This window comes from Dysosmobacter sp. Sow4_B12, assembly GCF_052116665.1.
Taxonomy (GTDB): domain Bacteria; phylum Bacillota; class Clostridia; order Oscillospirales; family Oscillospiraceae; genus Oscillibacter.
The window spans coordinates 567,436-590,415 of sequence record NZ_JBQKKR010000001.1 but is presented as its reverse complement, the minus strand read 5'-3'; the positions used below and the strand labels follow the sequence as shown (position 1 = coordinate 590,415).

Annotated in this window: 21 protein-coding genes, 1 tRNA gene and 1 pseudogene; 17 read left to right on the top strand and 6 right to left on the bottom strand. The window is 62.7% G+C overall.

The features are described from left to right. Window positions 1-126: 126 nt before the first annotated feature. Entirely contained in the window at window positions 127-288 is a 162-nt protein-coding gene (locus tag ACTQ4R_RS03030) for a hypothetical protein (RefSeq protein ID WP_441625697.1), read from the bottom strand. A 214-nt stretch (window positions 289-502) separates the two neighbouring features. Here ACTQ4R_RS03030 and ACTQ4R_RS03025 point away from each other — a divergent pair, with 214 nt between their 5' ends. From ACTQ4R_RS03025 to ACTQ4R_RS03000, 6 genes and pseudogenes are all read left to right on the top strand, one after another. Further along, a complete protein-coding gene (locus ACTQ4R_RS03025; protein WP_441625695.1) occupies window positions 503-1,519 on the top strand; it encodes a glycosyltransferase family 2 protein in 1,017 nt (338 codons plus the stop codon). A gap of 12 nt (window positions 1,520-1,531) precedes the next feature. After that, window positions 1,532-3,076 carry an O-antigen ligase family protein gene (locus ACTQ4R_RS03020; protein WP_441625693.1) on the top strand — a complete coding sequence of 515 codons (1,545 nt, stop codon included), beginning with the start codon at window positions 1,532-1,534 and terminating at the stop codon, window positions 3,074-3,076. Between the two features lie 128 nt (window positions 3,077-3,204). After that, window positions 3,205-3,280: transfer RNA gene (locus ACTQ4R_RS03015), tRNA-Pro, on the top strand. A gap of 166 nt (window positions 3,281-3,446) precedes the next feature. Beyond that, the gene (locus ACTQ4R_RS03010; RefSeq protein ID WP_441625691.1) at window positions 3,447-3,824 is read left to right on the top strand and encodes a hypothetical protein; all 378 of its coding nucleotides are present in this window, start codon (window positions 3,447-3,449) and stop codon (window positions 3,822-3,824) included. Window positions 3,825-3,906: 82 nt separating this feature from the next. Next, window positions 3,907-4,155: pseudogene (locus tag ACTQ4R_RS03005) on the top strand (hypothetical protein); the annotation flags it as partial. A gap of 23 nt (window positions 4,156-4,178) precedes the next feature. Then, on the top strand, window positions 4,179-4,334 hold the full coding sequence (locus tag ACTQ4R_RS03000; protein WP_441625689.1) for a DUF2871 family protein: 156 nt from the start codon (window positions 4,179-4,181) through the stop codon (window positions 4,332-4,334). Window positions 4,335-4,447: 113 nt separating this feature from the next. Here ACTQ4R_RS03000 and ACTQ4R_RS02995 read toward each other — a convergent pair whose 3' ends face one another. The 5 genes from ACTQ4R_RS02995 to ACTQ4R_RS02975 all read right to left on the bottom strand — a co-directional run bounded on the left by ACTQ4R_RS02995 (window position 4,448) and on the right by ACTQ4R_RS02975 (window position 9,282). Beyond that, complete coding sequence (locus tag ACTQ4R_RS02995) at window positions 4,448-5,377, bottom strand: sugar phosphate nucleotidyltransferase (protein WP_441625688.1); 930 nt, start codon at window positions 5,375-5,377, stop codon at window positions 4,448-4,450. A gap of 36 nt (window positions 5,378-5,413) precedes the next feature. After that, window positions 5,414-6,433 carry a UDP-glucose 4-epimerase GalE gene (galE, locus tag ACTQ4R_RS02990; RefSeq protein ID WP_441625686.1) on the bottom strand — a complete coding sequence of 340 codons (1,020 nt, stop codon included), beginning with the start codon at window positions 6,431-6,433 and terminating at the stop codon, window positions 5,414-5,416. Between the two features lie 159 nt (window positions 6,434-6,592). Next, window positions 6,593-7,351 (bottom strand): ABC transporter ATP-binding protein, encoded by a 759-nt coding sequence (locus ACTQ4R_RS02985; RefSeq protein ID WP_441626005.1) that lies wholly within the window; start codon window positions 7,349-7,351, stop codon window positions 6,593-6,595. Further along, window positions 7,344-8,378, bottom strand: coding sequence for a FecCD family ABC transporter permease (locus ACTQ4R_RS02980; RefSeq protein ID WP_441625684.1), 1,035 nt, complete (start codon window positions 8,376-8,378; stop codon window positions 7,344-7,346). The genes ACTQ4R_RS02985 and ACTQ4R_RS02980 overlap by 8 nt, the downstream gene beginning before the upstream one ends. After that, window positions 8,326-9,282 (bottom strand): ABC transporter substrate-binding protein, encoded by a 957-nt coding sequence (locus ACTQ4R_RS02975; RefSeq protein ID WP_441625682.1) that lies wholly within the window; start codon window positions 9,280-9,282, stop codon window positions 8,326-8,328. Before ACTQ4R_RS02975 ends, ACTQ4R_RS02980 begins: the two co-directional genes overlap by 53 nt. Before the next feature lie 141 nt (window positions 9,283-9,423). Here ACTQ4R_RS02975 and ACTQ4R_RS02970 point away from each other — a divergent pair, with 141 nt between their 5' ends. The 11 genes from ACTQ4R_RS02970 to ACTQ4R_RS02920 all read left to right on the top strand — a co-directional run bounded on the left by ACTQ4R_RS02970 (window position 9,424) and on the right by ACTQ4R_RS02920 (window position 22,922). After that, window positions 9,424-10,971 carry a nitrite/sulfite reductase gene (locus ACTQ4R_RS02970; protein ID WP_441626003.1) on the top strand — a complete coding sequence of 516 codons (1,548 nt, stop codon included), beginning with the start codon at window positions 9,424-9,426 and terminating at the stop codon, window positions 10,969-10,971. Window positions 10,972-11,074: 103 nt separating this feature from the next. Beyond that, entirely contained in the window at window positions 11,075-11,368 is a 294-nt protein-coding gene (locus ACTQ4R_RS02965; RefSeq protein WP_441625680.1) for a metal-sensing transcriptional repressor, read from the top strand. A 57-nt stretch (window positions 11,369-11,425) separates the two neighbouring features. Further along, a complete protein-coding gene (locus ACTQ4R_RS02960; RefSeq protein ID WP_441625678.1) occupies window positions 11,426-13,939 on the top strand; it encodes a heavy metal translocating P-type ATPase in 2,514 nt (837 codons plus the stop codon). Window positions 13,940-14,164: 225 nt separating this feature from the next. Continuing rightward, complete coding sequence (locus ACTQ4R_RS02955) at window positions 14,165-14,926, top strand: TrmH family RNA methyltransferase (protein WP_441625676.1); 762 nt, start codon at window positions 14,165-14,167, stop codon at window positions 14,924-14,926. Between the two features lie 14 nt (window positions 14,927-14,940). Next, entirely contained in the window at window positions 14,941-16,122 is a 1,182-nt protein-coding gene (gene dprA, locus ACTQ4R_RS02950) for a DNA-processing protein DprA (RefSeq protein WP_441625674.1), read from the top strand. 28 nt (window positions 16,123-16,150) lie between these two features. Next, window positions 16,151-18,484, top strand: coding sequence for a type I DNA topoisomerase (gene topA, locus ACTQ4R_RS02945; RefSeq protein WP_441625672.1), 2,334 nt, complete (start codon window positions 16,151-16,153; stop codon window positions 18,482-18,484). 42 nt (window positions 18,485-18,526) lie between these two features. Further along, window positions 18,527-19,834 (top strand): methylenetetrahydrofolate--tRNA-(uracil(54)-C(5))-methyltransferase (FADH(2)-oxidizing) TrmFO, encoded by a 1,308-nt coding sequence (trmFO, locus tag ACTQ4R_RS02940; protein WP_441625670.1) that lies wholly within the window; start codon window positions 18,527-18,529, stop codon window positions 19,832-19,834. After that, window positions 19,831-20,865 carry a phosphate acyltransferase PlsX gene (plsX, locus tag ACTQ4R_RS02935; protein ID WP_441625668.1) on the top strand — a complete coding sequence of 345 codons (1,035 nt, stop codon included), beginning with the start codon at window positions 19,831-19,833 and terminating at the stop codon, window positions 20,863-20,865. The genes trmFO and plsX overlap by 4 nt, the downstream gene beginning before the upstream one ends. A 75-nt stretch (window positions 20,866-20,940) precedes the next feature. Next, window positions 20,941-21,189, top strand: a complete 249-nt coding sequence (gene acpP, locus ACTQ4R_RS02930) for an acyl carrier protein (protein WP_441625666.1) — start codon at window positions 20,941-20,943, stop codon at window positions 21,187-21,189. A gap of 53 nt (window positions 21,190-21,242) precedes the next feature. Further along, window positions 21,243-21,926, top strand: coding sequence for a ribonuclease III (gene rnc, locus ACTQ4R_RS02925; RefSeq protein ID WP_441625664.1), 684 nt, complete (start codon window positions 21,243-21,245; stop codon window positions 21,924-21,926). Between the two features lie 156 nt (window positions 21,927-22,082). After that, a complete protein-coding gene (locus tag ACTQ4R_RS02920) occupies window positions 22,083-22,922 on the top strand; it encodes an undecaprenyl-diphosphate phosphatase (protein ID WP_441625662.1) in 840 nt (279 codons plus the stop codon). The last annotated feature ends 58 nt before the right edge of the window (window positions 22,923-22,980 follow it).

Below are 22,980 nucleotides of genomic sequence, written 5' to 3'. Positions count from 1 at the left end.
ACCTCCCATGTCAGATTTTGAATAGAGTATACCACGCTTCCCGAAAGTCCACAAGCGGCGGGGGAGGGAGGAGACCGGAGCAAAGAAAGGGCACCAAAATGGGACTGCCTAATAAACTGGAAGTTATTATGTATCCTTCCCTTTGTTTTTTGTCGATAAGAGCAGTCCTGCGGCTACGACATAGCAAAAAGAATAGGTGTAGTTTTGCCCTTTTATAGAAAAATACAGCGCAGCCATGAAAGCAGCAAATACAGCTGTCCAAAACAAGATTTTACCAACCTTCTCCATAATCTTTTCCACCTCAAATTCCGCCTTTATTGAATCCATCATATCATAGCGCGGAACCGCCTGCAAGAAAGCCGGTCGGGCAAATCACCGAAGATGATTTCACCAACGCTCCGGCTAAAAGGGACCATATAAATCCCATGTTGACCTTCCCGGCGGAATCGGGTACAATACTTCTGTTATGGAGGCGCGAAAACGCGCCCAAAGGAGTGGTAGTATGCCAAGTATTTCTGTGATCGTGCCCGTCTATCAAGCAAAGGCCTTTTTGCAGGGCTGCGTGGACAGCGTGCGGAGCCAGACGTTCGCGGACTGGGAGCTGCTGCTGGTAGACGACGGCTGTACCGATGGCTCCTCGGAGCTGTGTGACCATCTGGCGGCGGAGGATGACCGTATCCGGGTGTTCCACGTCCGCAAAAACGCCGGCGTCAGCAAAGCCCGGAACCTGGGCCTGCGGGAGGCCAAAAGCGAGACCATCGCCTTTTTGGATGTGGACGACCGCTACGAGCCCCAGGCGCTGGAGACCCTGTGGTGCCTGCGCCAGCAGACCGGGGCGGACACGGTGGGCTGCGCCCATCTGAACCTGGTCCCCGGCGGCGGACAGGTGCCGGAGCTGCTGCTTCCCGCCGGCGTATATGAAAAGGAGGGCATCCGGGAGGGCATTGTCTACCCGCTGCTGGGAGACCGGCTGAAGGTGCCCGTGTTCAACGGCTTTATCTGGCGGTATCTGTTCTCCGCAGGCATCATCCGCAAGGCGGGCATCACCTTCGAGGGGGCCTATCTGGAGGACGAGCTGTTTTTGATGGAGTACTTCTGCAACGCCCGCAAGCTGGCGGTGACGGAGCAGCCTTTGTACCGCTACCTGCTGAATCCCAACTCCGCCACCCACAAGTACATGAAAGACCTCATGAAGGTCTACGACCGCTTCATGGAGCGGAAGGAGGACCTGGTCAAGCGGTATAATCTGGAGGAAGCCCGGCCCCAGTGGCGGGAGTATACCAACTGGGCGGGTCTGCTCATCGCCATTGGCAACGAGTATGCCAAGGGCAGCCCAAAGAACATCCGCCAGCGGCAGCAGGCGGTGCAGGCGCTGTGCGCCCGGCCGGATATGGCCCGGGCCATCGCCCAGGTGCGGCCGGAGGGCTTGAGCCCCAACAAGCAGATGGTGGCAAACTTCGTGCGGGGAGGCCACTTCTTCATGCTGACCCAGCTGTACCGGCTGAAAAATCGGATCTGAGGAACACTGTTTATGACACTTTTAAAAGAGAGCTTGCTTTACCGCCTGTGGCTTTGGCTGCTGGGCACCTATGAGGAGAGCACTGTGCACCGCTTTTTGACGGCCTGCGGCGCTTGGTGCAACCGCCAGATCGACGGCAGCGCCGTCCTGGGTGTTTTGTGCCGGGAGGGGATTGTCGCCCGGGCCTGGCCGGAGAGCCTTCTCTGCCGCGGTTTGACGGCTCTGGTGAATCTCCCGGCCCAACTGCTGCATATGCTGTACAGCGCCCTGTCCCGGACCTTTGAGGACAGCTTTTTCGCCCGGCTGGCGTTCCGCATGGGCGATGAGACCGTCATTGCCCAATCCTGGCTCATCATGCTGCTGTGGGTCATCCCATTTCAGCGGTGGAACAACGCGTACAGCCTCATGGGCTTCACGCTGCTGCTGGTGCTGTTCCATGCCGGCGCCATGCACCGGGGAGAGGACTTCCGGCTGGACCTGCGGTCTGTGGGCTTTTACCCGCTGGCGCTGTTCGGCGCCATGTTCCTGGCGGTGGCGTTTTCCTACGCGCCGTCCCTGTCCCTGCGGTTTTTGATCTACCACATCTCCGCGGCCTTGTGTGTGCTGGTCACCGTCAGCGCCGTCCATTCCGGCGAGGAGCTGAAGCGGCTGGCTGCCGGCAGTTCCGTGTGCGTGCTGGTGTCCTCCCTGTACGGCGTGTACCAGCGCATCCAGGGCGTGGAGGTCAACGCCTCCTATGTGGACCTGGAGGTCAACGCCGGCATGCCGGGCCGTGTGGAGTCCTTTTTCGATAACCCCAACACCTTTGCGGAGGTGCTGATTTTGCTGCTGCCGTTGACCCTGGCCCTGTTTTTGTGCGCCAAGCGGACCGTTTCCCGGCTGGCTGCCGGCGGTGTGTTCGTAGTGGGCGTGGTGGCCCTGGGCATGACCTATTCCCGGGCCAGCTGGGTGGGCATCGCCTGCGCCATGGTGGTGCTGGTATTCCTGTGGCGGCCGAAGCTCATTCCCGCCTTCGCGGTGGCCTGTGTGCTGTGTGTGCCTTTCATTCCCACCACCATCTGGAACCGTATTTTGACCATCGCAAATCCAAATGATACCTCCACCGCCAGCCGGATTCCCCTGTACCAGGCGGCACTGAACGTTATTAAGGAATCACCTGTTTCCGGCGCGGGCCTCGGCACCGCCGCCACCCAGGCATTCATCAAGGATATGAACCTCTACCATGGGAAAGCGCCCTTCGTCCACGCCCATAACTTCTACTTGGAGGTGTGGATCGAGGCGGGACTGCTCGGCATCGTGGGGTTCATCAGTTCCATGCTGTGGAACATCAAGCGAGCCGCCCATACTGCTCGCCATTGCGGCGACTCCGCCGCCCGGACCCTTACCTGCGCCGCCTGCGCGGCCATGTGCGGCTCCATGGTGTGCGGCCTGGCGGATTACCTGTGGCACTATCCGAGGGTCATGTGCATCTTTTGGTTCGTGTTCGCCATAGCGCTGGCGGGCGTGAAGGTCTGCTGCCAGGAAGAGGAAAAGGGGCGCACATCTGAAACCACTTGACTTTACGGTATAAATCGGTAAAATAATATGGGTTAGGATGATTCCTAACCCATATTCTCCTCGGATGCATGTACGGGTGTATGTATATGTTTGGGAGAATACGCCCAGCCGGATAAAAAACTGAATAACCGGGTGTAACGCAGTTGGTAGCGCGCCTGCTTTGGGACCAAGGTCAGGCTGGTTCGACTCCAGTCACTCGGACCAAAAGTCTCTGAAATCAACGATTTCAGAGGCTTTTTCTTTGTTTATTGCGGCGCAAATAAGACGCCTCATAAGCTGTCACTGATTGATCTCGTTTTTGACATGGTTGAAGGCTATAATTTAGCCAAAGACATCATTTCAATTTAATCAGAATGCGAGATGATCATTGGTGATAGAGTTAAAAGACATTGATAAAGCGCTCGCTGCGTTTTTACTGGAAAACATCCAAAAAAGGCAAGGGAAACCTTCATATAGCGACGTAGCTAAGGCTTTAAGCGTACAGTTGGAACGAAAAATCAATCCGCACTATAATTTGGCTGCCCCGCTCGGGAATGTATCTACCCTTTGCCACGAATTAGGACTTCCTCTTATTTCTGCTCGCGTTATCTATTCTGGAGCAAATAATCTCAAGCAAATTGGTGAAGGTTTTTATCCGCTCGCATGTGAGCTAAAGCCAGAATACAAAGGCATGGATCCTGTTGCTGTATGGAAGAAAGAACTCAGGCTTATTGAATCTTGCGCAGACTGGTCAAGATTTGCAGAGTGATCTACGAATAACAGAGGCCCGCCGGAGGGCGGGCACTCTTTTTCAATAAAATGAACATTGTTTAAATTGGGAGGAACGAACCATGCAGGCTATTTTTGAGACACTCTTTGACATCGTGTATCTGGTGACGGTCATTACCCTGGGTATCCGTATGATTCGGAACAGCAGGGGAGAGAGGCAATACCTGCTGTACGGTGTCATGGCGGTGACGCTGGGCTGCGGCGATGCATTCCATATGGTGCCCCGGGCGATTGCCCTCTGCACCACAGGACTGGAACACTATACAGCGGCACTCGGCATCGGCAAGCTGGTGACCACTGGACCTATAACATCGGCGTTCCGCTGACGGCCATCATGCTGGCGGTACGCGGCGTGGCCCAGGTGCGGGGAACGGCTCTGTCCGCCGCCGCAAATGCCTCGATTTCGGGAATCGCGGGCGTCGGCCATATTTTGACCGGAGCCGGTATCATTCTTCTGCTGCTATCCTTCAAAAAGATGACAAAGAACTGAAGACGGACTTATGAGCGCGCCTTCTGCTTTCCACGTCAAAAAGCGCACCGAGCGGCTTAAGGGACACCGGGAAGGGGACCTTCTCCCGGCTCATCGTATTGTATGAGGAAGCTTCAACCCTTTGCCCACAGGTGATCGGGATAGATGCCGGCGGCGGTCTTTTCGGCGATGGCCGCCACCACCGCGGGTTTGTCCGCCTGGTAGGTGACGCCGTACCATTTGTCAGTGCTGCGCAGGACCTTGGCCCGGGCCTTGCCCTCGGTGATCAGCTGGCTGACGACGCTGGGCAGGTAGAACTCACCCTTCTGGGGGGCCTCCGCCAGAGCCTTGTCCAGGAAGGCGGGGAAGCGGCTCCAGGCCTCGTCAAAGAAGCTGCTGGTGAGGCCCCACAGGTTCATGGACACAATGGTGCCGCCGGGCAGGGGGAACCAGGTGGCGCCGCCGTCCTCCGTGTAGCGGGCATTGGCGCCGTCCTTTTCAATGTGGGTGCGTTCCGTGACGGTCTGGAGGAAGTGGTCATCATCCTCCACGCACACGCCCCGGGACACGTGGCCGTTTTCCGTGACGGTATTGCCCAGCAGGTAACCCACCATGGCGTATTCATAGCAGCCGGGGCGGTCGGGGGTGCGGCTGAGATAGTCGTAGATCATGCGGAAGGCATCGGGACCGTAGTAGTCGTCGGAGTTTACCACGGCAAAGGGCCCGTCCACCAGCTTGCGGGCGGCCAGGATGGCATGGCAGGTGCCCCAGGGCTTTTTGCGGCCCTCGGGAACAGTGTAGCCCTCCGGCAGGTCGTCCAGCTCTTGATAGGCGTATTTTACGTTGATGACCTTGCTGAGGCGGTCGCCGATGGCGGCCTTGAAGGTCTCCTCGATCTCGCGCTTGATGACGAATACCACGGTCTCAAAACCGGCGCGGCGGGCGTCGTAGATGGAGTAATCGATGATGAGCTGGCCATGACCGCCCACAGGGTCCACCTGCTTCAGCCCGCCGTAGCGGCTGCCTGCGCCGGCGGCCATGACCACCAGAACGGGTTTGTTCACGACAGCTTCTCTCCCTGCTCTTTCCATGCCGGCATCTCAGCTCCGGTAGCCGTTGGGGTTCATGGACTGCCACTTCCAGCTGGAAGCGCACATGTCCTCAATGCCCCGCTGGGCCTTCCAGCCCATTTCGTCAAAGGCCTTCTTCGGGTCGGCGTAGCATTCGGCGATGTCTCCGGGCCGGCGGGGGTCCACCACATAGGGCAGGGTTTTGCCGCAGGCCTTTTCATAAGCGTGCAGCACGTCCAGCACGCTGTACCCGATGCCGGTGCCCAGGTTGCAGATGAACAGGCCGCACTTGCTCTCCAGCTTCTTGAGGGCGGCCACGTGGCCCTTGGCCAGGTCCACCACATGGATGTAGTCCCGGACGCCGGTGCCGTCGGGAGTGGGGTAGTCGTCGCCGTAGACGTGGAGCTTTTCCAGCTTGCCCACAGCCACCTGGGCGATGTAGGGCACCAGGTTGTTGGGGATGCCGTTGGGGTCCTCGCCGATGAGGCCGCTTTCGTGGGCGCCAATGGGGTTGAAGTACCGCAGCAGGGCCACGTTCAAGGTGGGGTCCGCCTTGCAGTAGTCGGTGAGGATGCGCTCGATGAACAGCTTGGTGGTGCCGTAGGGGTTGGTGGTGCCGCCGGTGGGGAAGTCCTCCCGGATGGGGACGCTGGCGGGGTCGCCGTACACGGTGGCGGAGGAGGAGAACACGAAGTTCTTCACGCCGTGGTCCCGCATGACATTCAGCAGCGTCAAGGTGCTGACCAGGTTGTTGGTATAGTATTCAAGAGGCTTTCTGACGCTCTCGCCCACAGCCTTTAGCCCGGCGAAGTGCATGACGGCGTCAATGTCGGGATACTGGGCGAACAGGGCCTCCGTGGCGGAGGGGTCGCACAGGTCGGCTTTCACAAAGGGAATGGCCTTGCCGGTGATCTGCTCCACCCGGCGCACCGCCTCTTCGCTGGCGTTGCACAGGTTATCCACCACAACGATGTCGTAGCCCGCCTCCAGCAGTTCCACACAGGTATGGCTGCCGATGTATCCGGCGCCGCCGCTGACTAAAATGGACATAGAAAACACTCCTTTTTTAATAATGAACACAATGCCTGTTATTACGATCATACCAGAAAAAGCAAAAAAGGGAATGGACGATTCGTTACAGAAGCTGTACGATCGTCCAGTACCGCGAACAGCATCCCCGCCGGCGGCACGGCAATTGCAGGCGAAGGCTCACCGCTCCGGCGGCAGGAAGTAATAGGACCCATCCGGCGAGCGGCGGGAGCGGATGGAGAACACCCGGTCCAGCTGTCCGCCGGCGTACAGCGCCTCCGGCGTGCCCTGCTGCACCAGCCGTCCCTGCTCCAGCAGGACCAGCCGGTCACTGTACCGCAGGGCGTGGGCCAAATCGTGGAGGACCATGACCACAGTCTTGCCCCGGCCCGGCAGGGAGGCGATGAGGTCCAGCAGCTCAAATTGGCGCCCCGGGTCCAGGTAGGTGGTGGGCTCGTCCAGGAGGATGAGGTCTGTGCCCTGGGCCAGAGCCATGGCGAGGTACACCCGCTGGCGCTCGCCGCCGGAGAGCGAGCGCAGGTCCCGGTGGGCCCATTCCGCCACGCCGGTGGCCTCCATGGCTGCCTGGACGGCGTCCCGGTCCTCCGGACGGAGCCGCCGGGAAAATCCCAGGTGGGGAAAGCGGCCATGAGACACCAGGGCGCCCACCGTGATGGCGGGGGCGGAGCGTACCTGGGGCATGAAGGCGGCCTTTCGGGCAAACTCCGTCCGCCCATAGGCGGAGATCGGCCGTCCGTCCAGCAGGATGCCGCCTCCGGACAAAGGGAGCTGCCGGGCGGCGGCCCGCAGCAGTGTGGTCTTGCCGCAGCCGTTGGGGCCGATGAGGGCGGTGAGGCTCCCGGCGGGGACGGAAAAGGTGACATTCCGCAGAACCGGCGTGCCGCCGTAGCCGGCGGTGACGTCCCGCAGCTCAAGCATAGACACGGCCCCCCTTCCGGCGCAGCAGCAAATACAGGAAGAACGGCCCGCCCAGCAGGGACATGACGATGCCCACCGGCAGCTCAAAGGGGGCAAAGAGCACCCGGGCCAGCACGTCGCAGAGCAGCACAAAAGCCCCGCCCAAAAGCGCGGCGGCAGGCAGCAGCCAGCGGTTGTCGCTTCCCACCAGCCGCCGGGCCATGTGGGGCACCAACAGCCCCACGAAGCCCAACAGCCCCGAGAAGCTGACGGCGGCGCCTGCCAGCAGGGCGGCGGCCAGAATGGCCAGCAGCCGCACCCGGCCCACATGGAGCCCCAGGCTGGCGGCGCTCTCTTCCCCCAGCTGGAGAACGTTCAGCTCCGTGGACAAAAACAGGGCCAGCGCGGCGCCTGCGGCCAGATACCAGCCGCTGCGGCCCACGGCAGCCAGTGTCACGCCGGAAAAGCCGCCCAGCATGAAGTTGGAGGCGCCGGCAAGACTGTCCGGCGCCAGCAGGGTGATGGTGTTGCTGGCGGCGGTGAGGATGCTGCTGACGGCCAGACCCGCCAGGATGAGGGTGGTGCGGGAAAGCCCCGCCCGTACCGCCAGCAGATAGATGAACAGCGCCGTGAGAAAGGCCCCCAGGAAGGAGGCCATGGGCATGCGCCCGGCGCCGGGGAACAGCGTCACCGCCAGCAGGGCGGCAAATCCGGCCCCGGCGTTGACGCCGATGACGTTGGGGCTTGCCATGGTATTGTTTAAAACCGCCTGCATGAGGGCACCGGACAGCGCCAGGGCGCCGCCGGCCAGTGCCGCCGCCGCGGTCCGGGGCATGCGGACGAACAGCAAGGTGCGGCGGACAGGGTCGCCGGCCCCGGCGTGCAGGGCGCCCAGCAGCTGGGCGAGGGTGTAGTCCCGGCTGCCGCACCGCAGGCTCAGCGCGGCCGCGGCGCAAAGAAGCAGGGCCAGCAGGCCAAGGGCCGCCGCCCGCCCCTCAGGGGAGCTTGGCGGCCAGGTCCGGGTATAGGATTTTGGCGAGGTATGCATAGCTCTCCCCCCATCGGGCATTGGGTTTGTAGTGGAACAGGTCTCTGGGCAGCAGCACGTACCGTCCGTTCCGCACGGCGGAAAGCCCCGTCCAGGCGGGATTGGATTCGAAAGTGTCCGCCATGAAGGCCATGGCGGCTTCGTCGCTGGCGCCCATGGTGGTCACCAGGATGAAATCCGGGTCAGCGGCGATGATCTCCTCCAGGCTCAGATCCTCCAGCAGGCTCTCATGCCGGGTCACCAGGTTGTCCGCCCCCAAATCCCGCAGGATGACGCCGGCCAGATTGTCGTCCCCCTTGGCCTTGGCGCCGGAGGAATAGGCGCGGATCAGCAGGGCCGTGGGCTGAGACTGGCCGGCCACGGCGTCCAGCACCGCGTCGATCTGCTCCTGGACCGCCAGCCCATTTTTCTCGTACAGGTCCTGCCGCCCGGTCATGGAGCAGAACAGCTCCAGCATGGAAAGGTACTCATCAAAGGTGTCCGTCCGGAAATAGGCGTGGGGAATGGAGGCGTCCGCCAGGGCCTGGTGCAGCGCCGCCTGCCCGGCGATGTCCGCCGCCAGAATGACGAAATCCGGGTCGGCGGCGATGATCTCCTCCAGGTTGGGGGATTTTACGGTGCCTACCACCGCGACGCCCTCTCCCGGGTCCAGCTGCCGCTCCTCCAGGGCGTCGCTGGTGGTGCCCACCAGCGCTCCGCCGGCCAGCATCCATGTCTCGGCGAAGCTGCCGTACAGGGACACCACCCGTTCCCAGCTCTCAATGGCGGCCTCATAGCCCAAGGCGTCGGTAAAGGTGACAGTCTGAGGCGCGGGGACGTCGGTTTCCGTCGGAGCGGGCGCGCCGCAGGCGGTCAGCAGCGCCGCCGACAGGACGGCGCATAATACAGGCTTCCAGTGTTTCATGCCATGCTCCTTTTCGATTGTGCTTATAAAAAGTGTACCCAGCCGAGGAATTTTGTCAAGGGTGGGTTGCGCGGAAAAGTACGAATGTGATACAATGCCCCTGTCAAAAATATACCCGGTTAGGGAAAGGGGCATTCTATGATGAATCAGATCGATCCGCAGAGCTGGAAACAGGACCTGCCGGCTTTCCAGGCGAAGACGGCGGAATTTTATAACGGCACCTTGGATAAAGCGGCCTACAAGGGCTTTTCCGGCCTGTACGGCAGCTATGCCCAAAAGGGCGGACAGGCCAGCATGCTGCGGCTGCGGATGACCGCCGGCCGGGTGACAAAGGAGAAGCTGGCCTTCACTGCCAAGGCCATCCGGGAATACGGCGTTCCCAGGGCCCATTTTACCACCTGCCAGACCATTCAGCTCCACGACCTGGACCAGGCTGCCGTCTGCGCCATCATGGAGCAGGCGCTGGACGTGGGCATCGTCACCATGGGCGGCGGCGGGGATTTCCCACGGAACGTCATGTGCTCTCCCCTGTCCGGTGTGGAAAAGGATGCGTATTTCGATGTGCTGCCCTGGGCGGAGGCCGCCGGAGAGTACCTCATGCACTTCATCAAGGCGGAGAAAATGCCCCGGAAGCTGAAGGTGGGATTCTCCAGCTCTCCCAAAAACCTTACCCACGCCACCTTCCGGGACCTGGGCTTTGCCGCCCGGCCCGATGGGACCTTTGATGTGTACAGCGCCGGCGGCCTGGGCAACAATCCCCGCTTCGGCGTACTGGTGGCGGAGGCTGTGGCGCCGGAGAAGATCCTGTACTATATCAAGGCCATGTGGCTGACCTTCCGGGCCTACGGCAACTATGAAAACCGCGGCAAGGCCCGCACCCGCTATATGCAGGAGGCCTGCGGCGGCCCCGAGGGCTATGCAAAGGCCTATCGGGAAAAGCTGGCGGAGGTGCTGGCAAGCGGCGAGGACCTGGACATCCATCCCGAGACCCCGGTGTGTGAAAAGGAGGGCGACGGCGTCACGGTGGCCGGCCCCCGTGTGCTGGAGCAGAAGCAGTCCGGCCTTTACACCGTGGCGTGGCATCCCCTGGGCGGCCAGCCGGCGGTGGAGACCCTGTGCGCCCTCAGCGACGCCATCGCGGACATGAAGGACGTGGAGATGCGGCTGGCGCCGGACGAGACCGCCTATCTCATCAACCTCACCGGCGTTGAGGCCCAGAAGGTGCTCTCCGTTACGGCGGACGGCGCCCGGAGCCTGTTTGAGACCTCTGTCAGCTGCATCGGCGGCAAGACCTGCCAGGTGGGCACCCGGGATTCCCAGGGCCTGCTGGCCGCCTGCGTGGCGGCGGTGCGGGAGGCCGGCCTGCCGGACGGCGCCCTGCCCCGGATGCACATTTCCGGCTGCCCCTCTTCCTGCGGCACCCACCAGACCGGCGCCATGGGCTTCCGGGGCGCCAGCAAGCTGGTGGACGGCAAGCCCCAGCCCGCCTTCACGCTGTTTGTGGGCGGCTGTGACGCCCAGGGCCGGGAGGCCATGGGCAAGGAGGCGGGCGTCCTGCTGGAACAGGACATCCCGGCCTTCCTGGTGGAGCTGGGCAGGACCGTGGCCGCCAGCGGCATGGATTACGCCGCCTGGAGCCAGGCCAATCCCGACGGCGCGGCGAAGCTGGCCGCGGCCTACATGGGCTGAGCTTTTTGATGATGAAAAAACGGCTGCTGTACAGCAGCCGTTTTTCATGCCTTGACATATACCCAGTGGGGGTATATAATACGGCTGAAAGGGAGGGAACGACATGGACGATTGCTGCCATAAAACGAAGGAGCGCTCCGAAGAGGAGTACAAGCGCCTCATTCACCGGCTCAACCGCATCGAGGGCCAGATCCGGGGCATCCGGGGTATGGTGGAAAAGAGCGCCTACTGCACGGACATCCTGGCCCAGGTAGCCGCCGCCAACGCGGCGCTGAACGCCTTCAGCAAGGAGCTGCTGGCAAACCACATCCGCACCTGTGTGGCCCAGGACATCCGGGCGGGGAAGGAAGAGACCATCGACGAGCTGGTGGTCACTTTGCAAAAACTCATGAAATGACATCCCCGCGGGAATCCTGTTGGCAGGAAAACCGCGGCATCATCAACGGAGGAAGCAATGGAACAGTATACGGTAACGGGCATGAGCTGCGCCGCCTGCAGTGCCCGGGTGGAAAAGGCGGTGTCCAAGGTGCCGGGGGTCACCGCCTGCTCGGTGAGCCTTCTGACCAACTCCATGGGCGTGGAGGGCAGCGCCGAGCCCCAGGCGGTCATCGCCGCCGTGGAGGCGGCGGGCTACGGCGCCGCGGTGAAGGGCGCGCCCTCGGAAACGGCACAGCCCACCACAGAGGATGAGGCCTTGAAGGACCGGGAGACGCCGGTTTTGAAGCGGCGGCTGCTGGCGTCCTTGGGCTTTTTGGCGGTGCTCATGTACCTCTCCATGGGGCATATGATGTGGGGCTGGCCCCTGCCCGCCTTTTTTGACGGAAACCACGTGGCCATGGGCCTTGCCCAGCTGCTGCTGGCGGCCATCGTCATGGTCATCAACCAGAAGTTTTTCATCAGCGGCTTCCGGGGCCTTGCGCACCGGGCACCCAATATGGACACGCTGGTGGCCCTGGGCTCCGGTGCCTCCTTTGTGTACAGCACCTACGCCCTCTTCGCCATGACCGGCGCCCAGGCCCGGGGCGACATGGACGCCGTCATGGGCTATATGCACGAGTTCTACTTTGAGTCCGCGGCCACGATCCTGACCCTCATCACCGTGGGCAAAATGCTGGAGGCCCGGTCCAAGGGCCGCACCACCGACGCGCTGAAAAGCCTCATGAAGCTGGCCCCCAAGACCGCCACTGTGGTGCGGGACGGCGCGGAGACGGAGGTCCCCATCGGGCAGGTCCGCCGGGGGGATGTGTTCGTGGTGCGTCCGGGGGAGAGCATCCCCGTGGACGGCGTGGTGCTGGAGGGCGCCAGCGCCGTCAACGAATCCGCCCTCACCGGCGAGAGCATCCCGGCGGACAAGGCACCGGGAGACCCGGTGTCCGCCGCCACGGTGAACCTGTCCGGCTTCCTCCGGTGCGAGGCCACCCGGGTGGGGGAGGACACCACCCTCTCCCAGATCATCCGCATGGTCTCCGACGCGGCGGCCACCAAGGCACCTATCGCTAAGGTGGCGGACCGGGTGTCCGGCGTGTTCGTGCCGGCGGTCATTGCCATTGCCGCCGTCACCACCGCCGTTTGGCTGCTGGCGGGGCAGACGGTGGGCTTTGCCCTGGCCCGGGGCATCTCTGTGCTGGTCATTTCCTGCCCCTGCGCCCTGGGCCTTGCCACGCCGGTGGCCATCATGGTGGGCAGCGGCATGGGCGCCAAACACGGCATCCTGTTCAAAACCGCCGTCTCCCTGGAGGAGACGGGAAAGACCCAGATCGTGGCCCTGGACAAAACCGGCACCATCACCTCCGGCGCGCCCAAGGTGACGGACTTGCTTCCGGCCGCGGGTAATACGGAGGACAGCCTGCTGACCTTGGCCGCCTCTCTGGAGGGTCCCTCCCAGCACCCGCTGGCCGCCGCCATCGTGGAGGAGGCCCGGCGGCGGGAGCTGCCCCTCACCTCTGTGGGAAATTTCACCGCCGTCCATGGCCGGGGCGTCCGGGCGGAGATGGGAGCATACGCTTTCATCGGCGGCAACCGGGCCATGCTGGAGGAAGCGGGCATCGACACCAACGCCCTGGCCGTCCGGGCGGATGCCCTGGCCGCCCGGGGCAGGACCCCCATGTTCTTTGCCAATGAAACGGAAAAACGGCTCCTGGGCGTCATCGCCGTGGCGGATGTCATCAAGGAGGACAGCCCCCGGGCGGTGCGGGAGCTGCGGGACATGGGCATCCGGGTGGTGATGCTCACCGGCGACAACGAGCGCACCGCCAAAGCCATCGGCGCCCAGGCCGGTGTGGACGAGGTCATCGCCGGCGTCCTGCCGGAGGGGAAGGAGCAGGTCATCCGGAAGTTGAAGCGGCAGGGAAAGGTGGCCATGGTGGGCGACGGCATCAACGACGCCCCCGCCCTGACCCGGGCGGACATGGGCATCGCCATCGGCGCCGGCACAGACGTGGCCATCGACGCGGCGGACGTGGTGCTGGTGAAAAGCCGCCTTTCCGATGTGCCGGCGGCCATCCGCCTCAGCCGAGCCACCTTGAAAAACATCCATGAGAACCTGTTCTGGGCGTTTTTCTACAATGTGGTGGGCATTCCCCTGGCGGCGGGCGTGTGGTATCCCCTGCTGGGCTGGAAGCTCAACCCCATGTTCGGCGCGGCGGCCATGAGCCTCAGCAGCTTTTGCGTCGTCACCAACGCGCTGCGCCTGAACCTGTTCGACCTGCGCAAAGCAGGCGGGCAGAAAAAAATAAAACAGCAAAAGGAGAACAAGACAATGGAAAAGACCATGAAGATCGAAGGCATGATGTGCGGCCACTGCGAAGCCCGGGTGAAAAAGACCCTGGAGGCAATCCCCGGCGTGGCCGGCGCCGAGGTCAGCCATGAGAAGGGCACCGCTGTGGTGACCCTCAGCGGCGACGTGTCCGACGAGACACTGAAGACCGCCGTGGAGGCCCAGGACTACAAGGTGGTCTCCGTCCAGTGATAAAATGCCGGGGCTTCCATCGGAAGCTCCGGCGCTTTTCTTTTTGAAAATGTGGTGAAAGTTTACGGAAAATTCACGTTCTTTTGGGGAAGAAGGGCGCAAAACGGGGGAAAGCATGGCTTGACAACGGGTAGCGATACATTTATTATATAGAACACATGAACAGCCTGTGAAACAGAAGGGGGACACTGTCCCCCTTTTTCCCACGGAAAGGAGCCGGACCGTATGGAAATTATCACCAGCCGCCAGAATCCCCTGTGCACCCATCTTAGGAAGCTGGCCGCCTCCGGTTCCTACCGCCGCAGAAGCGGAGAGTTTCTCTGCGACAGTCCCAAGCTGCTGGAGGAGGCCCTGCTGTGGAAGGCGGACCTCCATACGGTGGTGGCTACGGAGCAGGCGGCGCTGCCCCCCATCCCGGCAGGCATCCGGGTGGTGCAGGTGCCCGCCGATGTGATGGCCTCCGTCTCCCCGGCCCAGACGCCCCAGGGCGTCCTGTCCGTCTGCGGCCTGCGGCCCGCCGCCCTGCCGGAAACCCTCGCGGGGAAGCGGTACATGGTGCTGGACGGAGTCCAGGACCCCGGCAACGTGGGCACCATCCTCCGTACGGCAGACGCCTTCCGGGCGGACGGGCTGTTTTTGGTGAACGCCTGCGCGGACCTTTATAACCCCAAGACCGTCCGGGCCACCATGGGAGCGGTGTTCCGCTGCCCGGTGTGGTCCTGCGGCGTGGCGGAGCTGCGTGCCCTGCTGAGCGCCAGCGGTCTGCCCCTGTACGGCGCCGCCCTGCGGTCCGACACGGTGGACGCCCGCTCCCTGGACTTTGGCCGCTGCGCCATGGCCATCGGCAGCGAAGGTAAGGGCCTTTCCCGGGAGATGCTGGCGGTGTGCGACCAGACGGCCCTCATCCCCATGAGTGAGCACTGCGAATCCCTGAACGCGGCGGCGGCCGCGGCGGTGCTGCTGTGGGAGGCCGCCCGGAACGACTGATTGGAGGCGGGAGCATGCTGAAATACTGGCTGTGGCTGACGAACCTGCGGGGCCTGCGGAACCAGACCCGGCTGGCGCTGCTGCGCCATTTCGGCACGCCGGAGGACATCTATTACGCCGACGAGGGCGAGCTGCTGCTGACGGAGGGCATGACCCGGGAGCAGGCGGCGCTGCTGGCGGACCATGACCTCTCCGCCGCCGACCGCATCCTGGCGGACTGCCAGCGGCTGGGACTGACGCTTTTGACACTGCAGGACGCCGCCTATCCCGGACGGCTGAAGAATATTTACGACCCGCCCTGCCTGCTGTACGTGAAGGGCCGGCTGCCGGCCTTTGACGAGGAGGCGGCGGTGGCCGTGGTGGGCACCCGGAAGTGCACGCCCTACGGCGTCGCCGCGGCGGAGAAGCTGGGCTATGGCCTGGCCCACGGCGGCGCGCTGGTGGTCAGCGGCCTTGCCTCCGGCATCGACGGCGCGGCAGCCAGAGGCGCCCTTCGCGCCGGCGGCACCGTGGCCGGCGTGGTGGGCAACGGACTGGATGTCCAGTACCCCTATGAAAACCGCTACCTCTACGAGGATGTGGCGGCATCCGGCGTGCTCCTAAGCGAATATCCCCCGGGGACCCGCCCTGCGGGGAGCCATTTCCCCGTCCGCAACCGTATCCTCTCCGGCTTGTCCCTGGCAACACTGGTGGTGGAGGCGCCGGAGCGCAGCGGCGCCCTCATTACCGCCGGCACGGCGCTGGAGCAGGGGAGAGATGTCTTCGCCGTTCCCGGTCCCATCGATGCACCCAACAGTGTGGGCTGCAACCAGCTCATTCGGGACGGCGCGGGACTGGTGAGCGAGGCGTGGGACATCCTGCGGGAATACGAGGCCCGCTTCCCGGAAAAGCTGCGCAGAACGCAGACACGGTCCCATCCGGAGGTGACGGGCTACCAGGCCCGCCAGCGGGCGGAGGCAAAGCCGGTGCCGCCCGCGGTGGACCCGGCGGACCCGGCCCTGGGCCTTACCGACGATCAGATCGTCCTGCTACGGGCGCTGCCGGCGGAGGAGCCCATCCAGGTGGACGACCTCATCGAAGCCACCGGCATCCCCACCCGGCGGGTGCTGTCCGCCTTGACGGTATTGGAGATTGAGAATCTGGTGATACAGCACAGCGGCAAGCGCTATACCCGCGTGGTATCCATTACAGAATAACACGCCCGAAGGGCGTATGGAGGTAACTATGGCAAATCACAGCCTGGTCATCGTGGAGTCTCCCGCGAAGGCCAAAACCATCGGCAAGTACCTGGGAAAGGGCTTTGAGGTGAAGGCCTGCATGGGCCATCTGCGGGACCTGCCCAAAAGCGTTTTGGGTGTGGATCTGGAGCATGACTTTGAGCCGGTCTACAAGCCCATCAAGGGAAAAGAGGAGATCATCAGCGATTTGAAAAAGTCCGCCAAAAGCGCGGACATGGTGTATCTCGCCACCGACCCGGACCGTGAGGGAGAGGCCATTTCCTGGCATCTGAAGCAGCTTTTGGACCTGCCGGACGAAAAGACCCGCCGGGTCACATTCAACGAGATCACCAAAAAGGTGGTCCAGGAGAGCATCCGGGAGCCCCGGGACATCAACCAGGACCTGGTGGACGCCCAGCAGGCCCGCCGCATCCTGGACCGCATCGTGGGCTACGAGCTCAGCCCCCTGCTGTGGAAGAAGGTCCGCCGGGGACTGTCCGCAGGCCGGGTCCAGTCCGTGGCCACCCGCATGGTGGATGACCGGGACCGGGAGATCGAGGCCTTCCAGCCGGAGGAGTACTGGACCCTGGACGCCAACCTTCTGGGCAGCGACGTGAAAAAGGTCCCCTTCGCCGCCCATTATCACGGCAAGGGCGGCAAAAAGGCGGAGCTGAAGTCCGCCGCGGAGGTGGATGCTGTGGTGCGGGAGACGGAAAACGCCGCCTTCCAGGTAAAGTCCGTAAAGCGTACGGACAAGCAGCGCAGCCCCTCTCCGCCCTTTACCACCTCCACTATGCAACAGGAGGCCTCCCGCAAGCTCAGCATGACCCCCCGCCGTACCATGGCCATCGCCCAGCAGCTGTATGAGGGTGTGGACATCGAGGGGGAGGGCACCGTGGGCCTCATCACCTACATGCGTACCGACTCTCTGCGCATTTCCGAGGAGGCCCTGGCCTCCGCCAAGGAGTTTATTCTGGGCCGCTACGGCAAGGAGTATTATCCTGCCCAGACTCACCGCTACAAGGCCAAGGCAAACGCCCAGGACGCCCATGAGGCCATCCGCCCCAGCAACGTCAATTGGACGCCGGAGATGCTGAAAAAAGACTTGACCGGCGAGCAGTACCGGCTCTACCGCTTGGTGTGGAGCCGCTTTGTGGCCTGCCAGATGGCCAACGCCGTGTATGACAGCGTGGCGGTGGATATTGAGGCAAATGGCCACAGCTTCCGGGCCAGCTCCTCCAGCTTGAAATTCTCCGGCTACACCGCCGTGTACGAGGAGGGCCGGGACGAGGAGAAGGAGGAGAAGGAATCTCCCCTGCCCGCCCTGCGGGAGGGTGAGATTCTAACGCTGAAGGATTTCTCCCGGGACCAGCATTTCACCCAGCCCCCCGCCCACTATACCGATGCCACCCTTATCCGCGCCATGGAGGAGCAGGGCATCGGCCGTCCTTCCACCTACGCCCCCACCGTGTCCACCATCCTGGACCGGGAGTACGTCATCAAGGAGGGCAAATACCTGCATATCACCAACCTGGGCCGGGCGGTGACCGCCTGGATGAAGGACTGGTTCGCGGATATTGCCGACTTGAAGTTCACCGCCAACATGGAGCGGAAGCTGGACTCCGTGGAGGAGGGGACCACCCCCTGGAAGGACGTGCTGCGCAATTTCTACGGAGATTTTGACCAGGGCGTCCAGAAAGCGGAGGAGGGGCCCCGCATCAAGGTGCCCGATGAGGTCAGTGAGGAAATTTGCCCGGAGTGCGGCCGCAACCTGGTGGTGAAGTCCGGCCGGTTCGGCCGGTTCCTGGCCTGCCCCGGCTATCCCGACTGCAGCTTCACCATGCCGCTGGTGGTGGAGATGCCCGGCCGCTGCCCCAAATGCGGCGGCAGGCTCATGAAGCGCACCGGCATGAGCAAAAAGACCAACAAGCAGTACACCTATTACTGCTGCGAGCACCTCAACAGCAAAAACGAGGCGGAGAAGTGCGACTTCATGTCCTGGGACGTGCCTGTGAAGGACGATTGCCCGGTGTGCGGCCAGACCATGTTCAAAAAGGCCGGCCGGGGCTTTAAAAAGCCCTTCTGCATCAACCCCGCCTGCGAAAACTTCCTGCCGGAGGAGAAGCGGGGCTATCCGAAGAAAAAGACCGACGGAGAGGAAAACACGGAGGCCGAGGCGGAAGCATCCGCGCTTGCCAAAAAGCCGGCGGAAAAGAAGAGCGCCTCCAAAAAGACCACGGCGAAGAAGACCTCCACAGCCAAAAAAACCACGGCGGGGAAGAAGACCGCCACTAAGAAGACCGCCGCTAAGAAGACCGCCTCCAAAAAGGCAGAGGTGTGACGCACCGGGCCGCGGGGCACATCAAAATAAAGGAGTATCCCTATGAACGTTACCGTCATCGGCGCGGGCCTGGCCGGCAGCGAATGTGCCTGGCAGCTGGCCCAGCGGGGCATCCGGGTCACCCTGCGGGAGATGAAGCCGGAGAAAAAGACCCCTGCCCACGTCACAAATGATTTCGCGGAGCTGTGCTGCTCCAATTCCCTGCGCTCCGACCAGCTGGAAAACGCCGTGGGGCTTTTGAAAGAGGAGCTGCGCCGCCTGGGAAGCCTCATCCTCACCTGCGCCGACGCCACAAGGGTGGAGGCCGGCGGCGCCCTGGCGGTGGACCGTTACGGCTTTGCCGCCATGGTGACGGAAAAGGTGAAGAGCCACCCCAACATCACCGTGGTCCCCGGAGAGGTCACGGACATCCCCGAGGGAGAGGTGGTCATCGCCTCCGGTCCTTTGACTTCCGACGCTTTGGCGGAGCGGCTGCAAAGCCTGCTGGGAGAAGACAGCAACCTCCATTTTTACGACGCGGCGGCGCCCCTGGTGTCCGCTGAGAGCGTGGATATGGACAAGGCCTGGTTCGGCTCCCGGTATGACCGGGGGACGGATGATTATGTAAACTGCCCGATGAACAAGGAGGAATATGACGCTTTCTGGGAGGCGCTGACCACCGCCCAGGAGGCGGAGGTCCACGGCTTTGAGGACAGCTTGGTGTTTGAGGGCTGCATGCCGGTGGAGGTCATGGCCCGCCGGGGCCACGACACGCTGCTGTACGGACCTTTGAAGTCCCGGGGACTGGATGACCCCCGCACCGGCCGCTGGCCCTATGCGGTGGTGCAGCTGCGGCGGGACAACGCCGACGGCACCGTGTACAACCTGGTGGGCTTCCAGACCCACCTGCGCTTTCCGGAGCAGCGGCGGGTGTTTTCCATGATCCCCGCCCTTCACGACGCGGAGTTCCTGCGCTACGGCGTCATGCACCGCAATACCTTCTTGAATTCTCCCCGGCTGCTGGACAGGTATTACCGGCTCAAGGCGGAGCCCCGCATCTCCTTCGCCGGACAGATGACCGGCGTGGAGGGATACGTGGAGTCCGCGGCCAGCGGCTTTCTGGTGGGCGTGGAGACCGCCCGCCGCCTGCTGGGTAAGCCTCCCATCGACTTCCCCCAGGAGACCGCCATCGGCGCCCTGGGATTGTACGTCAGCAACGAGTCGGTGACGGTGTTCCAGCCCATGAACATCAATTTCGGCATCATACCGCCCCTGGACCACAGGGTCAAGGGCAAGCGGAACAAAAACGCGGAGCTGTCCGCCCGGTCCCTGGCTATCATCGACCGGCTGAAAGAAGAGGTGTGCCAATGAAGATCATCGTAGATGCCATGGGCGGCGACAATGCCCCCCAGGCAATTGTTCAAGGCGCTTTGGACGCCCACCGGGAGTACGGCACGGAGATCCTGCTGGTTGGACGGGCGGCGGAGGTGCTGCGGGCTGTGGAGGCCTGCGGCGAAAAGACGCTGCCGTCCGGCGTGGAGATCCGGGACGCCTCGGAGGTGGTGGAGATCGCCGACGACCCCGCCATTGCCTTCAAGGTGAAAAAGGACTCCTCCCTGACGGTCGGCATGAACCTTTTGAAGGCGGGGGTGGGAGACGCCTTCGTCTCCGCCGGCTCCACCGGCGCCCTGCTGGCGGGGGCCACGCTGCTGGTCAAGCGCATCAAGGGTATCCGCCGGGCCGCTCTGGGCCCCAGCGTGCCCATTCTGGGGGGACACATCACTCTATGCGACTGCGGCGCCAACGCCGAGTGCACACCGGAGTACCTGCTGCAGTTTGCGTTTCTGGGCAGCTTTTACGCCCAGAAGGTCCGGGGCATCCCGAGCCCCCGGGTGGGCCTTTTGAACATCGGCGCCGAAGAGGAGAAGGGCGATGTTCTCCGCCATGAGACCTTTGCCCTGCTGCGGGAGGCCGGCGAACAGGGCCGCATCAACTTCGTGGGCAATGTGGAGGCCAACGACGCAGTGCTGGGCAAGGTGGACGTGGTGGTGGCGGACGGCTTTACCGGAAACGTCATGCTCAAGACCCTGGAGGGCACCGCCAAGTTCCTCATGAAGGAGCTGAAAAACGTGTACCTCACCAACGGCAGAACGAAGCTGGGCGCCATGATGGTAAAAAGGGAGATGGCCGGCCTAAAGCGGAAGGCGGACCCGGCGGAGATCGGCGGCACGCCCTTCCTGGGCATCTCCAAGCCCGTCATCAAAGCCCACGGCGGCTCTGACGCCAACGCCATCAAAAATGCCATTCTGCGGGCCAAAGAGTACGCCGAAAGCGGCTTTATCGAGGAGATCGAGAAGAATATCGACTATATGCGGGTGAAGCCCGCTCCGGAAAAAGTTTGATTGCCTATTGACACCGGCGCGGTGGTTGCCGTATGATTACCCCAACAAGTATTTCCATAAGGAGTGGATTTGGATATGTCGACCGAGGATATTTTTCAGACGATGCAGGAGCTGGTGGCGGACCATTTTGAGATGGACCCCGAGCAGGTTACCATGGACACGGAATTTTTTGACGACCTGGGTGCCGACTCCGTGGATGTTGTGGAGCTGATCATGAGCGTGGAGGATGCGTTCGAAGTGGGCGAGACCTCCGAGGAAGTGGTGGCCACCCTCAAGACTGTGGGCGATGTGGTGAACTATATCGCCAGCAAGGTCGGCGACTGAACAACGGACGAAACGCCCCGCCCTGTGCGGGGCGTCCTTTTGGAGTGTGCAGCATGCAGGAGTTAGAGAAAAAACTGAATTATACGTTCCGTGACCCCGGCCTCCTCAGCGAGGCCCTGAGCCACAGCTCTTACGCCAACGAGCACCGCTCCGCCGGCCTGCGCAGCAACGAGCGGTTGGAGTTCCTGGGGGATTCCGTACTGGGCTTCGTGACAGCGGAATTTCTCTTCCTCCAGCACCCGGACCTGCCGGAGGGGGACTTGACCCGCATCCGGGCGGCCCTGGTGTGTGAGCAGAGCCTGTACGAGGTGGCGCGGAAGCTGGACCTGGGCCGGTATTTGAAGCTGGGCCGGGGTGAGGAGGCCGGCGGCGGCCGGGAGAGGACCTCCATTCTGGCGGACGCCACGGAGGCCGTGTTCGCCGCGGTGTATCTGGACGGCGGGATCGGCGCCGCCTCCGCCCTCATCCACCGCTGCCTGCTGGACGCGGAGAAGGAGGAAGTGGTGGAGGAGCGCCGCCGGGATTACAAGACAGCTCTCCAGGAACTGGTCCAGCGGCAGGCGGACCAGGTGCTGACCTACCGGATGATCGGCGAGGAGGGACCCGATCACGACAAGACCTTCCTGGCGGAAGTGCTGCTGAACGGTGCCCAAGTGGGCACCGGCTCCGGCCACAGCAAAAAGGAAGCGGAGCAGTCTGCCGCCAAGGCGGCCCTGCGGAAGCTGGAAACGGAATAAACCAGGCAGGAGCCGTGACAGCGGCTCCTGTTTTGTCGTTTTTTGCGGAAATCGGCCTGCCGCGCCCCGGGAGAGGCCGGCGGCTGTTGTAAATATTTCTGGAATTTTCCCCGCCGGCATGGTATACTATCTCAATACGAGCAATTTTTTAAGAAGGTGAACCACTTGTCACTGCTTTCATCTGTGATTTTGGGCTTGATTCAAGGCATCGCGGAGTTTCTGCCCATCTCCAGCTCCGGCCATCTGGCCATTGCCGAGCACCTGCTGGGTATGAAGGGCCTGGAGGTCCCGGAATTTTTCGACGTGCTGCTGCACCTGGGCACCCTGGTGGCCGTGTTCGCGGCCTACTGGGAGGATATCCGGGACATGGTCCTGGAATTCTTCGCCGGCGTCGGCGATCTGGTACATCACTCCACGCCCAATCCTGTCCCCCCCGCCCGGCGGCTCATCCTGCTGATCATCGTGGGCACGCTGCCACTTTTTTTGGTGCTGCCGGTGCAGGACCTGGTGGAGGGGCTGGCGGACAACATGTACTTCGTAGCCGCCGCCCTGCTGGTCACCGGATGCCTGCTTTATGCCAGTGACCGGGTGAAAAAGGGCCGCAAGACGGAAAAGACCGCCACCATGCTGGATGTGCTGCTGGTGGGCGTGGCCCAGGCCCTCGCCACCTGCCCCGGCATCTCCCGCTCCGGCACCACCATCACCGCCGGATGCTTCGTGGGCTTTGACCGCAAGTTCGCTGTCCGCTATTCGTTCCTGCTGTCCATCCCCGCCATTCTGGGGGCCAACGTTCTGAGCCTGAAAGACGCCATGGACACCGTGGTTTGGGGAGAGGTGCCGGTGTACCTGGTGGGCGTGGCGGTGGCTGCCGCCGTGGGCTACGCCTGCATCCGCCTGCTGAAAATGATCGCTGACAAGGGTAAGTTTGGCGCCTTCGCCTATTATTGCTGGATCGTAGGCGCCCTGACGCTGGTGTTGACCGTCATTCAAAAGTAACCATTACCTGTAAAATTTCCAAGGAGGTGCGGGCGTGGCTGCCGCGACACAAAAGAAA